At 54.5% G+C, this 14,229-nt stretch carries 12 protein-coding genes; 9 read left to right on the top strand and 3 right to left on the bottom strand.

Going from position 1 to position 14,229, the window contains the following annotated elements:
- Nucleotides 1–1,765: serine protein kinase PrkA (locus ACZCED_RS02995; protein ID WP_464860184.1), on the bottom strand; the 1,765-nt coding region annotated here is incomplete at its 3' end.
- Nucleotides 1,766–2,243: 478 nt separating this feature from the next.
- Here ACZCED_RS02995 and ACZCED_RS02990 point away from each other — a divergent pair.
- The 9 genes from ACZCED_RS02990 to ACZCED_RS02950 all read left to right on the top strand — a co-directional run bounded on the left by ACZCED_RS02990 (nucleotide 2,244) and on the right by ACZCED_RS02950 (nucleotide 11,252).
- Entirely contained in the window at nucleotides 2,244–2,945 is a 702-nt protein-coding gene (locus tag ACZCED_RS02990; protein WP_464860183.1) for a GntR family transcriptional regulator, read from the top strand.
- A 2-nt stretch (nucleotides 2,946–2,947) separates the two neighbouring features.
- Entirely contained in the window at nucleotides 2,948–4,570 is a 1,623-nt protein-coding gene (locus tag ACZCED_RS02985) for a glycerol-3-phosphate dehydrogenase/oxidase (protein ID WP_462968012.1), read from the top strand.
- Between the two features lie 11 nt (nucleotides 4,571–4,581).
- Nucleotides 4,582–6,141 carry an FGGY-family carbohydrate kinase gene (locus ACZCED_RS02980; protein ID WP_462968011.1) on the top strand — a complete coding sequence of 520 codons (1,560 nt, stop codon included), beginning with the start codon at nucleotides 4,582–4,584 and terminating at the stop codon, nucleotides 6,139–6,141.
- 133 nt (nucleotides 6,142–6,274) lie between these two features.
- Complete coding sequence (gene recN / locus ACZCED_RS02975) at nucleotides 6,275–7,972, top strand: DNA repair protein RecN (RefSeq protein WP_464860182.1); 1,698 nt, start codon at nucleotides 6,275–6,277, stop codon at nucleotides 7,970–7,972.
- A 72-nt stretch (nucleotides 7,973–8,044) separates the two neighbouring features.
- Nucleotides 8,045–8,296 carry an FmdB family zinc ribbon protein gene (locus tag ACZCED_RS02970; protein ID WP_462967689.1) on the top strand — a complete coding sequence of 84 codons (252 nt, stop codon included), beginning with the start codon at nucleotides 8,045–8,047 and terminating at the stop codon, nucleotides 8,294–8,296.
- A 57-nt stretch (nucleotides 8,297–8,353) separates the two neighbouring features.
- The gene (locus tag ACZCED_RS02965) at nucleotides 8,354–9,043 is read left to right on the top strand and encodes a transcriptional repressor (protein WP_462967690.1); all 690 of its coding nucleotides are present in this window, start codon (nucleotides 8,354–8,356) and stop codon (nucleotides 9,041–9,043) included.
- A 70-nt stretch (nucleotides 9,044–9,113) separates the two neighbouring features.
- Entirely contained in the window at nucleotides 9,114–9,551 is a 438-nt protein-coding gene (locus ACZCED_RS02960) for an SH3 domain-containing protein (protein WP_462967691.1), read from the top strand.
- A 25-nt stretch (nucleotides 9,552–9,576) separates the two neighbouring features.
- Nucleotides 9,577–10,566 (top strand): adenosine kinase, encoded by a 990-nt coding sequence (locus ACZCED_RS02955; RefSeq protein WP_464860181.1) that lies wholly within the window; start codon nucleotides 9,577–9,579, stop codon nucleotides 10,564–10,566.
- Entirely contained in the window at nucleotides 10,566–11,252 is a 687-nt protein-coding gene (locus ACZCED_RS02950; RefSeq protein WP_464860180.1) for a tetratricopeptide repeat protein, read from the top strand. Before ACZCED_RS02955 ends, ACZCED_RS02950 begins: the two co-directional genes overlap by 1 nt.
- A gap of 107 nt (nucleotides 11,253–11,359) precedes the next feature.
- Here ACZCED_RS02950 and ACZCED_RS02945 read toward each other — a convergent pair whose 3' ends face one another.
- Both ACZCED_RS02945 and ACZCED_RS02940 read right to left on the bottom strand, forming a co-directional pair.
- A complete protein-coding gene (locus tag ACZCED_RS02945; protein WP_464860179.1) occupies nucleotides 11,360–12,742 on the bottom strand; it encodes a sigma-54-dependent transcriptional regulator in 1,383 nt (460 codons plus the stop codon).
- Complete coding sequence (locus ACZCED_RS02940; protein WP_464860178.1) at nucleotides 12,742–14,169, bottom strand: sensor histidine kinase; 1,428 nt, start codon at nucleotides 14,167–14,169, stop codon at nucleotides 12,742–12,744. Before ACZCED_RS02940 ends, ACZCED_RS02945 begins: the two co-directional genes overlap by 1 nt.
- Nucleotides 14,170–14,229: the final 60 nt, after the last annotated feature.

Genomic DNA, 14,229 nt, shown 5'->3' with positions numbered 1-14,229 from the left:
GTTCGCTGGTTTTCAGCCCCAGGCGATCCTCCACGCTGTTGATGTAGCGCTCGTCTATCTTCAGGGCCCTGAGTTCGCCGCTCTGGGGGTCTTTGTACTTCCACATCTTGTCCGGGCCCAGGTTTTCGGCATCGATGCCGATAATCATGTTGACGTAGCTCATGACATCCTTGCGGATGGCCAGGGGTTCGTCCATGTAGGCGTTGAACATCTCCGTCATGATCCGCTCCCGATAGAGCCCCTTGGCGGTCTTCATGTCCTCCAGGTATTTGGCACGGTCGTTCGCATCGGTCACATAATCGAGGATGATACGTTCTATCGCCTTGAAGATGTCATAGGCGAACATGCACCGCCCCTCGTTGGTCTCCGAGCTTTCGTTGAGCAGTTGGATGGCCCGCCCCAGGTTTCGCTGACCCAGCCCCTTCTGGCCGAAACGTTTGGTGATGTCCGGGTTCTGATTGAGGGTGTCGATGACCTCCGCCAGCGTCTTGATGCTCTTTTCTCCGGCGACCTCGCCGGCAGCCAGTTTCATGGTTTCGATGGGGGTGAGCTTTTCCGACCTTGCCAGTCGCGTGAGCACCACCGTCACGGAAGCGGCATGATTCAGGTTGGGGTCCTGGTGCAGATATTCCCGGTCGAGGGTGGTGCGGATCTCGTTGCCGATGGCGTATATGGTCAGGTCTTTTTGCAGCTTGTAGTTGGTGTTGTGGGATACGTAGCAGATGCGGCAGCGGTCGACGATGGGCGCCTCCTCCTTTTCCGCCAGGAAACGGTTGAATTCGGAATTGTTGCTGGTGGCGATGATCAAGGTGTCGATGGGCCACTTGTAGCCGTCGATTTCGATGTTGCGGTTTTGGATGACACCCAGGTAGACTTGGACCAGGTCCTTTTTGTTCTTGAAGATTTCATCGGAAAAATGGACCCCGCCGCCGGCCACCCGCGCCAGGGCCCCGCGCCGCAGATCGAAGCGGTAGGGATTGTTGGTTTCCGTGATGTGCAAAAGCCGCTGGATCGATTCTTCACCCAAAAGATCCACGGCCGAAGAGGTAATCTTGTCTTTGGCCGCATACTTGCCGGTGACGGTGCCCAGGCTCTCGGTCATGGGGACAGGAATGATCTGGATGAATTCGAGCATCTGGGCCAGATCGCCGTTGGTGTGGTTTCTGATGCTGTTCCATATGAAGGCGCTGCAGGCGCCCAGCGGGCGGTAATCCCGCCAGAGTGTTTCGATCTCGTTGTCCGAAAATCCAATTTCCTTGGACAAAAACTCACGGTTTTTATCCGGCTCGTCGGTGATGTTCATCCCCAGGATCATGGGATCCTCATAGGTCTGGGATTCGATGGTCGTGATTTTCCCGTAACCGCCGATCTTGTCCAGACCGGTAAACCGGAAGGAATATTTGCGGTTGGTCTCATGGGATAAAAAATCTCTGTATTTATTGCAGACAAAATCCACCAGGAAGGTCTTGCCGTTTCCCGGTTCGCCCACCAGGACAAAGGCCATTTCCTTCGACGAACCATTTTCCGCGGCATCCTTGACGTAGGAAACAAAACTGTTGATTTCATCATACATCCCGATGATGTGTTTGTTCCCACTTCGGAATATACTGAAATCATAAGTGGTTTTACCGTTGACCACCACCTTTTCAATGTCGCTGTCCAGAATCATCCGGGCTACACCCTGAAAGGCGTTTTCGAAACAGCGTGTTCCTTCCTTGACTTCGACCAGATGCTGGTGAAGCGCCGATGCGTTCTTCTTTACCATGGTGTCCCCCTAAATTTTTAATGACCGGTGCAGGAGATGTTGAAACGGGTTGACGGTGCAGCCCCTGTTGTTTCAGCTGCAACAGGAAAGTAAAAATGAGACCGCTACGTTGAATTCCGGAACGACCGTCAGGGAAAAATGGAATGTAAAGCGGATTCCAACGGCCATTGAACGAACCCGGAGTTGGGTGCTTGATTTATACCGACTCGGACGCAATGGAAAGAGCCGCAATACGGGGTGAGCGTGGAGGAACAACCGGTTGTTGGCGTTTATTCATCAGGATGAGAATTCCATTGCCTTGACAGAAGTATAGCACCTCATGGAAAAACTTCAACCCGAAAAAACCAAACAACCGTGCGGCAACAGGCGGTTAGGACGACAATCGACAAGGGTCGGAACCCAGGGAAAAGCGGACCGGCTTGACAACCGTCACGACCAACTGGTATGACCTCTTACCAGTAAAATTAAGGAGGCCCTCATGAAGGCGAATCCATCGGCGACTTCTCCCGTCAGGCCGTCCCAACTGGTCGAGCACCGGGTCATCACGGGCATTTTAGACGGCACCTACCCACCGGGCAGGCCGCTTCCCAACGAACGGAAATTGGCCGAGATCTTTGGCGTGGCCAGGCCCCCCCTTCGTGAAACGCTCCACCGGCTGGCCAACGAAGGATGGCTGACCATTGCCCAAGGCAAACCCACGCGGGTGAACGATTACTGGGAAAAGGGCGGTATGGGCGTGCTCAGCACCTTGGCCAAGTATATCGACACGCTTCCGGCAGGGTTCGTGATCCATCTGATGGAGGTCAGAAGCCGCCTGCTGCCCATCATTGCCGGTTTGGCCGTGGAGCAGGCGCCCGATGAGGTGCACACCTTTTTAAAGGCCGCCGGAAAAATCGATGACGAGGTCAGTGCGTTCGTGGATTTTGACTGGCAGCTCCACCTTTACCTGGCCACTCAATCACGCAATCCCATATATAAACTAATCCTCAATGATTTTTCCACCATGTTCGAAACGCTTGCAGCTGCCTATTTCTCACGGCCCGAGGCGCGGGAAGCCTCCCGACAATACTATGGGGATCTCTCAGCGGCCATTCCATCCGGCCGGCGGCGGGTGGAAACCGTGGTGATGGATGCCATGGTTCAGAGCCTAACCCTGTGGAAAAGCCTTAACGTGATCTGATCATGATGAACCTGGACAGCAACTGGGATGTGGTCATCATCGGCGGAGGAATCACCGGTGCCGGCATCTTCCGCGAAGCGGTGCGTATGGGGTTGAAATCGCTGTTGCTTGAGCAGCAGGATTTTGCATGGGGAACCTCCAGCCGGTCTTCCAAGCTGGTTCACGGTGGGCTGCGCTACCTGAAGGAAGGCCGGTTTTTCCTGACCCGGGATGCCGTCCGCGAACGGGAACGATTGCTCGTCGAAGGCAGAGGGCTGGTAACGCCCATCGGTTTTCTGGTCCCCGTTTATAAGGACCGGGGACCCGGGAGGTGGGCCCTGGAAGCCGGACTGTCCATCTACGACCTGATCGCCAAAAGACGCCAGCACGCCTACATGAATGCGGATGCCTTTGTAACGGAAGCATCCAACATCGACAGGAAGGGGCTGGTCGGCGGATTTCACTTTTTCGACGCCCAGGTCGACGACGCCCGGCTCGTAATCCGATTGATCCTCGAAGGCATGGCCGATGGCGGCACCGCCTTGAACTATACCCGGGTGGCCGCCGTTGGCCGGAATAAAGACGGCCGGGTCAACGGCGTGACCATCGAAGAGGTTCACGCCCACCAGACCCTCTCCCTGTCCACGCAAGCGGTGATCAACGCCACCGGCTGCTGGGCGGAACGCCTTCACCCATCTCCGGAGAAAAACCGGCATCTGCGGCCCTTGCGGGGAAGCCACCTGATTTTCCCGGCCCGTGTGATTCCGGTGAATCAGGCCATCAGCACCATTCATCCGACCGACGGCCGGGCCGTCTTCGTCGTTCCCTGGGAGGGTGCCGTGATTGCCGGCACCACTGACCTGGATCATCGGGACAGCCTGTCGCTCGAACCCCGCATCACTGAAGATGAAGTGGCCTACCTGCTGGATGGGCTGCATGCCTTGTTCCCTGCGCTGGATGTGTCGGCAAAAGACTGTATCGCCGCGATTGCCGGGGTTCGGCCGGTGCTCAGCGATGGCAAGTGCGACCCCTCGGAAGTCTCCCGGGAGCATGTGGTGTGGGCTGACAACGGGTTGGTAACCATCACCGGAGGCAAGCTGACCACGTTTCGCAAACTGGCATTTGATGCGTTGAAGGCAGCCAAGCCCTTTTTACCGGCCGCCGTCACACCCGATGAAGAAGCACCGGCATTTCTGCCATTCAAAAAACAACCGGCATCACCGACGCCTGTTTCCGATTCGCTGTGGGAGACCCTTTATGGGCGGTACGGCAACGGCGCTGAAAACCTTATCAAGAACAGCTCTCCGGCGGGGTTGACGCGGGTTCCCGGCACGCGAATCCTGTGGGCTGAGATCTTACACGCCGCCGCCAATGAAAAGGTACACCACCTGTCAGACCTTCTTCTCCGGCGCGTAAGGTTGGGACTGTTGACCGCCGAGGGCGGGAGGGATTATCTTAATCGGGTCCGGCACCTCTGCGCACCCGTATTGGGGTGGGACGCGGCACGATGGAGGAAAGAGATCTCCAATTACAAGGATACATGGCGATTCGCACACGGCATGCCCGGTAAATATGCCAATTCCCGGAAAACCTTGAAATCCTTTTTTTTCAATATGGGTAAACGTCTGCGAAGACACGTTGCATGAAACCGTGAAAAATGGCCGATCCAGACCTGCTGCTTTCCATCGACAACGGCACCCAGAGCCTCAAAGCACTGCTCTTTGACGCCGGCGGCAATCTGATCGCCCGGCAACAGGTGCTGTTCACTCCTTATTTTTCAGATCAGCCCGGTTGGGCCGAACAGGATCCCCGCCTATTCTGGAACGCCCTGTGCCAGGCGTGTCAGGGAATCTTCGCCACCCATGGCATCGAGAAAGCACGCATCGCCGGCGTCGCCCTGACCACCCAGCGGGCCACCGTTGTCAACGTCGACGCCGATGGCAGCCCTTTGCGCCCGGCCATCCTGTGGCTGGATCAACGCAAGTGTCACGGCCTGCCACCGCTGGGGGGACTGTGGGGACTGTTGTTCAAGCTCACCGGGCTTGCCGGCACCCTGGCTTATTTCCAGTCGGAGACCGAGGCCAACTGGATTATGAAAAACCAGCCGGCAGTCTGGGCGCAAACCCACAAGTACCTGCTGCTGTCCGGTTATCTCAATTTCCGCCTGACCGGCGAATATGTCGATTCCATCGGCAGCCAGGTGGGATATGTGCCCTTTGACTACAAGCGGCTGCAGTGGGCCCGCTCCTGGGACTGGAAGTGGCGCTGCGTTCCGGTAAATCCCGATCAGCTTCCCCGGCTGGTGGCACCGGGTCAGATTCTCGGGACCGTCAGCCGGCAAGCCGCGAGGGAAACCGGGATCCCAGCCGGCATGCCTGTCTTTGCCGCGGCAGCGGACAAGGCCTGCGAGGTCATCGGCTCAGGAAGCCTCGACCCATCGGTGGGATGCCTGAGTTATGGCACGACGGCCACCATTAACGTGACCCATCGCCGGTACATCGAACCCATCCCTTTGCTGCCGGCTTATCCCAGTGCCGTTCCGGGAAGTCATACCATAGAGGTCCAGGTGTTTCGCGGCTTCTGGATGGTCAACTGGTTCAAGGAGGAGTTTGGTTTCCCGGAACAGCGGGCTGCCGAAAGAACCGGTGTGGCCGCAGAGGCGCTGTTCGAAGATCTGATCAAGGACATTCCACCCGGATCCATGGGACTCATGCTTCAGCCTTTCTGGACACCGGGCATCCGGACGCCAGGCCCCGAGGCCAAGGGTGCCATTATCGGATTCGGCGATGTCCACACCCGTGCGCACCTGTATCGATCCATCCTGGAAGGACTGGCCTATGCCCTGCGGGAGGGCAAGGAGCGCATCGAGCGGCGCAGCCGCACGCCCATCACCAGCCTGCGGGTGTCCGGGGGAGGAAGCCAGAGCGACCTGGCCCTGCAGTTGACAGCCGACGTATTCGGCCTGCCCACCGCCCGGCCCCACCTATACGAAACGTCGGGCCTGGGCGCAGCCATCGATACAGCCGTTGGCCTGGGATTGCATCCGGATTTTGAAACAGCGGTGAGTGCGATGACCCGCCCCGGCGATCGGTTCGAACCGGACCCGTCAAATCATCGGCTTTACAATGAGCTCTATCACCAGGTTTACAAGCGAATGTATCGCCGGCTAAGGCCGCTTTATGAAAAAATTCGTGAAATCACAGGATATCCTGAATAATCAATCGACGACCTCGTCACCCCTCGTGTTCCGTCACACCCGACGATAATGCTTGCTTCCCCCCGTTGCCTTTTTTATGATGGGATCGATTCGTCGGGCTATCAACGATTGCGACCCTTCAGAGGCGTGCACCATGCTCAAAGAGCTGTTAATCAAGAATTTTGCCATTATCGACGACCTGAACATCCGCTTCGAAGGTGGATTGACCATTTTGAGCGGAGAAACCGGCGCCGGTAAATCCATCATCATCAACGCGGTGAATCTGCTGCTGGGATCCAGGGTCAATGCCAGAATGATCCGGGACGGTCATGAAACGGCGGAGTTGTCCGCTTTTTTCGATGTCCCCGAGGTCTCCACAGCGGCAGCGATCATGGCTGAAAACGGCTATGACCCCCAAGATGGTCTGCTGGTTAGAAGAATTATTGCCAGCAACGATCGCCATCGAATCTATATCAATGACCGCATGGCGACCATGCAGATGCTGGCATCCATCACCGCGGATCTGGCCAGCATCTCAGGCCAGCATGTCCATCAGGGGCTGCTTAAAGAAGAAACCCATCTGGCGATAGTGGATCGTTTCGGCGGTCTTTCACAACGGGTCAGGCAGGTATCGGACCTGTATGGTCAGCTGGTACCGCTGGTCCAGGCACTTCAGGTCCTTAAAGAAAGGAAGAAAAACCAGGAGAAGGAGATGGACCTGCTCCGGTACCAGGCAGCGGAGATCGCCGATGCGGCTATCATGCCGGGTGAGGACGAAGCCTTGGAAAAAGAACAAGGTCGGCTCAGACACGCCGAGTTCCTCCACCAAACCGTTTATTCGGTTATCGAAACCCTTCACGGTGCCGATGGCGCCATTCTGGAACAACTGGGCGAAGTACGTAAAAACCTGGAAAAAGCCGCGGATATCGATGATGGACTGGCAGCCGGGGTGCAGTGCCTGGCAGACCATCTTTTCGGCCTTGAGGATGTGACGGACACGCTGCGCTCTTACCTGGGAAACATAGACACCGAAACGGATCGGCTTGAATCGGTGGAAACCCGCCTGAACCTGATCAACAAGTTGAAGCGAAAATACGGGGGCTCCTTAGAAACGCTTTTCCAGAAACGCGATGAAATCGAAGTGGATTTAGCTGCCACCACTGCTATTGACGAAGACATTAAGCGTGGCGAGACCCAACTGAAAACCTATTACGACCAGATATCGACCCTGGCCCGGGATTTATCCGAAGAACGAAAAGCGGCGGCTGCGAATTTTGCCGAATCCGTAGAAAAAGAACTGGAAAGCCTGAAAATGGCCGGCACCCGTTTCAGTGTCAGCCTTTCCCCCCTTCCATTGAGCAAATCTGCATCCCCGTGGCTTCACGTGGACGACACCCTGCTGTCGGCCACGGGCATCGATCAGGCTGCGTTCATGATCTCCCCCAATGTGGGTGAATCGTTAAAGCCCCTGGCATCCATCGCCTCGGGCGGGGAACTCTCCCGGGTGGTGCTGGCGCTGAAAGCCATCTTGGCAGAAACCGATGCGGTGGGTACTATTATTTTCGACGAGGTGGATGCCGGTGTCGGAGGCGCCGTGGCCGACGTTGTCGGCAAGAAACTGGAAGCGCTGTCTAAAAAGCACCAGCTAATTTGCATCACTCACCTTCCCCAGATCGCCCGCTTCGGCGATCAGCACTACTATATAGAAAAACAGGTAATAAATGGCCGTACCACCACCAGCATCCGGCCGATGGACCAGGAGGAGCGGATCACGGAGCTCGCCCGTATGCTGGGAGGGGAAATTGTCACCCGCACGGCCCTGGAACACGCCCGGAGCCTGATGGAGCGATGATGGAAAGCGACCGTCGCTTGACAATTTCAAGATGATGTTCAAAATTTAGAAAATTTTTAAAAGGAGATCGAGATGCCTATTTTTGAATTCAAATGCCTTGATTGTGATCAATACATGGAATTTCTGGTAATGAACAAGCAAGAGGAGATGGAGATGGCCTGTTCCGGTTGCGGTTCCGGGAACCTGGAACGCATCCTGTCCACCACCAGCCACACCGTGACCGGCGGTGGTTCCAGCCAACCCGCCGGTTCCAACACCAGCACCCAGACCCGAACCTGCAGTTCCGGGTCGTGCACCACCTATACCATCCCCGGGCCGGCATGAGACCCTAACCGTTGGTTGGACCGCGTTATGTTTACCCCGTCTCGTTAAGGTCAATCCATGCCACAAACACTTCACAAACAGGAAAAAGAACAGTTCTGCAAGCTGTTTCAAAAAGATCAGATCACCGACTTCGAAGATCGCTTTGCGGTCATGGAAGCCTTTATGCAGACCGATGGTCATGTTTCCTCGGCGCAAATGATCGAACGGCTCAACGACCTGAAACTCAAGCTGGACCCGGAATTTGTCCGTGACACGTTGAAATTGATGTGTCAGTATGGGTTCGCCAGCAAACAGCAATTCGACAGCGGTGAAATTCTATATGAACACCTGCACCTGGGTCAGCATCATGACCACATGGTCTGCGCCAAATGCGGAGCGATCGTGGAATTTGAAGACCCTGAGCTGGAAGCGCTTCAGGTCAAGGTTGCCGAGCGTCACGGCTTCCACCTGCTCCAGCATAAAATGGAGATGTACGGCATCTGCGCGCAATGCATGTCCCAGCGCCGAAAACTGCTTCCGCTTTCCGAAGCGCCGAAAGGGGAGCGGCTGGTGATCGCCCGGCTGGACGGTGGCCCCATGGCACGGGCACGCTTAATGGCCATGGGCCTTAGAATGGGTGATGAAGTGGACGTGATCACCAATTCAGGGCATGGGCAGCTGGTGGTCGGTGTCGACTACAAACGAATCGTGCTTGGACGAGGATTAGCCCACAAACTGATGGTTCAGGTAAAGGACAGCAGTGATTAATTTGCTGGCGCACGGGATGACGCTTTTCCCTGAAGCACGGGATGCGATCATATGAAGACAACTATCGACAATGAATAAATCAATTCCGATTGTTTTGGCCGTCCTGATGGTCTTTGCCGGCGCGGATCTCGTCAGGGCACAGCGCTTGAGCGTGAGCACCGATATCGCCAATATCCGTTCCGGGCCGGATACCAGCGATGCCGTTATCTGGCAGGTTGAAAAATATCATCCCTTGAAGGTGGTCAAGAAGGAGGGCAGCTGGTGCCTGTTCGAGGATTTCGAAGGTGACCGCGGATGGATTCACAACTCCCTTCTCGCCGACACCAAAACCGTAATTGTGATTAACGATAAGTGCAATGTCCGTTCAGGGCCCGGGACCGACAACGACATCTTGTTTACCGTGGACACCGGCGTTCCCTTTAAAGTCCTGGAAGAAAAAGGGGAATGGCTCCACGTGATCCATTCGGATGGCGATAAGGGGTGGATTCATCGTTCTCTGGTCTGGTAGAAGCCCGGTTAACCAAGGAGTCGGCTTGAAACTGCAACGAGGGAAAACGCGGATCGTTGGTCTCGGTTCCGCGCTGGTAGACATACTGGTCAACGAAAGCGATGAATTTATCAGCCGCATCGGTGTAGAAAAAGGCGGAATGACCCTCGTTGCCATGCCGGACCTGGAAAAGATCCTGAGCCAGGCGTCAACCCCGCCCATCGTTGTACCGGGCGGATCGGCATGCAACACGGCTGTGGGCATCGCACGCTTGGGCGGCCAGGCACGCTTCGTCGGCAAACGAGGGGACGACGACTCGGGACGATTCTTTGAAGATGCCCTGGTTGAACGGGGGGTGGTCCCCTTGCTGATGACATCGTCACTTCCCACCGGCCGGGTGCTCTCAATCATCACCCCGGATGCCCAGCGCACCATGATCACCTACCTGGGGGCATCGGCAGATACCCAGCCCGAAGAGATCACGCAGGAATGCTTTGCGGATAGTGCGGTGGTTCACATGGAGGGATACCTGCTGTTCAATCCCGCATTAATGGCGGCTTCGTTGAAAGCCGCGAAAGATGCCGGGGCGTTGATTTCTCTGGATCTGGCCAGTTTCACCGTCGTCGAGCAATCCAAAGCCATCCTCGAGGAGATGATCGAACAGCATGTCGACATCCTCATCGCCAATGAAGACGAAGCCCTGGCCTACACCGGATTTAATGACGATACACGGGCGCTGGCCCGGTTGGCCCGACATGTCAAAGTAGCCGTCCTGAAAGTTGGCGCCAGGGGAAGCTTCATTCAACACGAGAATCGGGTTTACCGCATCCCGGCCCAGGGGACGGGAGCGGCAGTTGACACCACCGGGGCCGGAGATCTCTGGGCGGCCGGTTTTTTGTTTGGGCTGGTAAAAGGGTATACCCATGAAAAGTGCGGCAGGCTTGCCTCGGCATGTGGATATGAGGTATGTCAGGTGGTCGGTGCCGACATCCCCGCCGGGGGATGGACTCGAATAAAAAAAATTATGGAGGACTAATGGTCAAAGGGGCAGCATCACGAAAACAGCTTCTCAAAGAGCCCGATCAGTTTATCACCTTTTCAGGAAAACTGATCGCCTTTGGACGATCCCATTTGAAAACCATTCTGATCAGTACAGGGATCCTTTTCTCAATCCTTCTGGCCCTTGTCATGGCGAGACAGATTTCCGACCGCAATGAAAACCGGGCCTCCGAACGGGTTGAAAAAGCGATGGCCACGTATTCGGCATCGCTTCAGGACACCGATCCCCAAACCGCTTATGACCGGGTAAAAACCGATTTTGCAGATATTTTTAATAAATACGGTTCGAAAAACGCGGTAAAAATTGCCCGAATCCTATACGGAGACATCAGCTACCGTGCCGGGGATGCCGACACCGCCATTTCCATGTATACCAACGCATTGAATGATTTCAACCAATCCCCGGCAATGAAAAACATCGTGCTGAGCGGACTTGGGTATGCCTATGTACTGAAAGGGGAACACCCTCGGTCCATTCACTATTTTGAAATGATTTCGGCAGACCCGGAAAAAACCATGAAAAGCGCTGCGGTTTTCAATCTGGGATGGCTTTATGAGGCCGCCGGTGAGAAAGAGAAGAGTGACGATATGTACAGGCAGCTCTTAACCGATTTCCCGGAGAGCATGTATGGCGACCTGGTGAGGGAGAAAGTCAGCGGGTGAACAGGCGTAAACACGCTGGCTGCTGGTAATTTGTGAAATGTCAAACGAATAGAAAAGGGCAACGCGTTGGTTGCCCTTTTTTTCATTCACGAGCGTTTTTTTCCGTTTTAGGATTTGTCTTTGATGAACAGTTGGTATTTTTTGATTTTTTGATTCAATCCGCTTTTGCCGATTCCCAGCAGCTCTGCCGCGTGGGCCTGTATATAGTTAGCCTTTTTCAAGGCCCGGACGATCATGTTCTTTTCCACCATTGCCAGGGTGTCGTACAAATTCGCATCCACCGGGATACCATCCATATGCAGGGTGCTATGGGCATTGTCGATAAAGTCCTTGGGCAAATCGGACACCTGAATGATTTCCTCTGGACTCAGCACGACCGCCCGCTCGATTACATTTTCCAACTCCCTTACATTCCCCGGCCAGTCGTATTCGTAAAACAGCCGTTCCACCTCCCGGTCAATCCCGGTCACCGGCGACCCCATATTACGCTCGCCGCTGTATTTGGAAATGAAATGTCCCACTAAGGGCCGGATGTCCTCGAGCCGTTCGCGCAGCGACGGCAAGGTGATCCGAACCACATTGAGCCGATAAAAAAGATCTTCCCGGAAATTACCATTGGCCACTTCTTCCTTGAGGGATTTGTTGGTGGCCACAATAAGTCGGATATTTACGGGAATCGCCTTGACCCCACCCACCCTCTCGACCACCCGCTCCTGCAAGACACGCAGCAGTTTCACCTGCAAGGCCTGCGACAGCTCGCCGATTTCATCGAGAAAAAGCGTCCCCCCGTCTGCAATTTCAAACCGCCCTTTTTTCATTGAAACCGCGCCGGTAAAGGCCCCTTTTTCATGGCCGAACAGCTCGCTCTCCAACAGCGTCTCGGCCAGGGCGGAACAATTGACCGCTACAAACGGCTTGTCCTTTCTTGGACTGTTGAAATGCAGGGCATTGGCCACCAACTCCTTTCCCGTACCGCTCGCCCCTTCGAGGAGGACCGTTGCCGCCGCCGGCGCGACTTTCCGGATGATATGAAAAACATCCTGCATGGCCTTGCTTTTGCCGATAATGTTGTGGAAGCTGTAACGGCCTTCTACCGCACGCCTGAGTTGGCGATTCTCCTTGACCACGCGGTACATGGAAATCGCCTTGTTCACGTAGAGAACAAGCCGTTCATTGTCGAAAGGCTTGAGGATATAGTTATACGCTCCCTTCTGCATGGCTTCCACAGCCTTTTCAACGGTGCCGTGGGCCGTCATCATGATTACCGGAAGATCCGCATCTTCCTTCTTGATGCGCTCAAGCAGATCAATGCCGTCCATGGCTGGCATTTTCATATCCGTCAGCACCAGATCGACGTCGGATTCGGAAAGGGTGGCCAAGGCCTCTGAACCGCTGTTCGCTGTGAGCGTCTCAAATCCCTCATCTTCCAAAACCGCCGCAAGGATAAGCGTATAGTTGATCTCATCGTCAACAATCAGTATGGTTTCCATTACGTGGCCTCATGACCCAAGGGGAATTTGACGGAAACCCGGGCCCCTTTTTCACTGCGGTTATCAATCCGAATCATTCCATCATGGCTTTCGATGATGTTTCTTACAATCCCCAACCCCAGCCCGGTCCCTTTTTCCTTCGTAGTAAAAAATGGGTCCCAGATCTTTTCCATGACCGAGATGGAAACACCCTCTCCTTCATCTTCGATGTAAACCCATATAAAGTCTTCATCCGCTTCAATGGTCACGTCAATCGCACCTCCCCGCGGCATCGCCTGCATCCCGTTGATAAGCAAGTTGAGAAATGCCTGATAAAGCATGTCTCCATCGGCCATGATAACGGGAATCTCGTCATCGAAAAAAGTCCTGACAACGTATCCGTTTTCTTTTATCTGATGTTCGAGAAAATGGATATTTTTGGTGATCACTTCATCGATTCGGCACGCGCTCCGGTTGGGCTTTTTGGGTCGCGCATAGTTTAAAAAGTCAGTAATGATATTGTTCAGACGTCGTGATTCCGCAACGACGATATCTGCAATTGCATTCAGGTTGTCCTGCGGGGCCATTTTCTTTTTCAGCAATTCAGCAGAGCTGCTGATGATGCCCAGCGGGTTTCTGATTTCGTGGGAAACACCGGCAACCATCTCTCCAAGTGAAGACAAATGCTTGGCCTGGGCCAACTGGTCCTTGAGCCGTATCCGTTCAAAGGCCCGCTTTTCGATGATCCCCTCGCCCCGCTTTACCACGTAAATCAAGGTAAGCAGCAAAATCCCCATGACAATGCTGATGGTGGATATCACAAGCACCTGAAACTTGAATATTTTCCGGTAATCGCTGGATAGGTCCTGCCTGATCTCGACGACACCCAATACCGGTCCGGATATCGGCGATAAAGGCTTCTCCGCCCTTAAGGGGGCAAATGTGATGATCTTGATCTCCTTTGGAATCCCCAACAGTATTTCCCAGAAAGCACCGTTTTGAACGAGTTTAGATGATGAGCGCCCGTCCAGCGCATTTTTATAGAACGTTCCACCAAGATTTTCCATCCCCACCAGTTCAGGTGAAAAACTGTAGGCGATGATGTCGTTCTTGCTGTAGATATTGACCATTTCAACCTTGAAACTGTGCAGCGTACTGCGGACGACACTGTCCATTCTTTCAAACTGTTCCTGGTTCCTCAATTCGATTTTTCCATACTTTAAGCCCACAGGAAGAATAAACTGCAAAAAAACCTGGTGATTCAGGTTCTCAATGAGCAGCAGCGCATAGTCTTCGCTTTTCTGGTATTGCATGGATCTGACCCAGTGGGTGTTGAGCAGGGAAAGGATGATGGTGCCGATGAATATGACAATAAGACTGGTAAACGTAAAATATTTTACCAGACGAAAGGGTTTCGACCGCTCTGCAATGCTGGACGGCTTCATCATGGTTCCGCGGCTGCCATCGGTGGCAGGTCAAGTTTCACCCAATAATGCATCAAGCTCATG

The sequence above is a fragment of the Desulfosarcina sp. genome (assembly GCF_055467485.1).
This window is presented reverse-complemented; position numbering and strand designations above follow the sequence as displayed.

Excerpts from the sequence above, each read along its gene's own strand:
- ACZCED_RS02990 (WP_464860183.1), top strand. The coding sequence starts at position 2,244 with ATGAAGGCGAATCCATCGGCGACTTCTCCCGTCAGGCCGTCCCAACTG.
- ACZCED_RS02950 (WP_464860180.1), top strand. The coding sequence starts at position 10,566 with ATGGTCAAAGGGGCAGCATCACGAAAACAGCTTCTCAAAGAGCCCGAT.
- ACZCED_RS02980 (WP_462968011.1), top strand. The coding sequence starts at position 4,582 with ATGGCCGATCCAGACCTGCTGCTTTCCATCGACAACGGCACCCAGAGC.
- recN (WP_464860182.1), top strand. The coding sequence starts at position 6,275 with ATGCTCAAAGAGCTGTTAATCAAGAATTTTGCCATTATCGACGACCTG.
- ACZCED_RS02965 (WP_462967690.1), top strand. The coding sequence starts at position 8,354 with ATGCCACAAACACTTCACAAACAGGAAAAAGAACAGTTCTGCAAGCTG.
- ACZCED_RS02985 (WP_462968012.1), top strand. The coding sequence starts at position 2,948 with ATGATGAACCTGGACAGCAACTGGGATGTGGTCATCATCGGCGGAGGA.
- ACZCED_RS02940 (WP_464860178.1), bottom strand. The coding sequence starts at position 14,169 with ATGATGAAGCCGTCCAGCATTGCAGAGCGGTCGAAACCCTTTCGTCTG.
- ACZCED_RS02970 (WP_462967689.1), top strand. The coding sequence starts at position 8,045 with ATGCCTATTTTTGAATTCAAATGCCTTGATTGTGATCAATACATGGAA.
- ACZCED_RS02960 (WP_462967691.1), top strand. The coding sequence starts at position 9,114 with ATGAATAAATCAATTCCGATTGTTTTGGCCGTCCTGATGGTCTTTGCC.
- ACZCED_RS02945 (WP_464860179.1), bottom strand. The coding sequence starts at position 12,742 with ATGGAAACCATACTGATTGTTGACGATGAGATCAACTATACGCTTATC.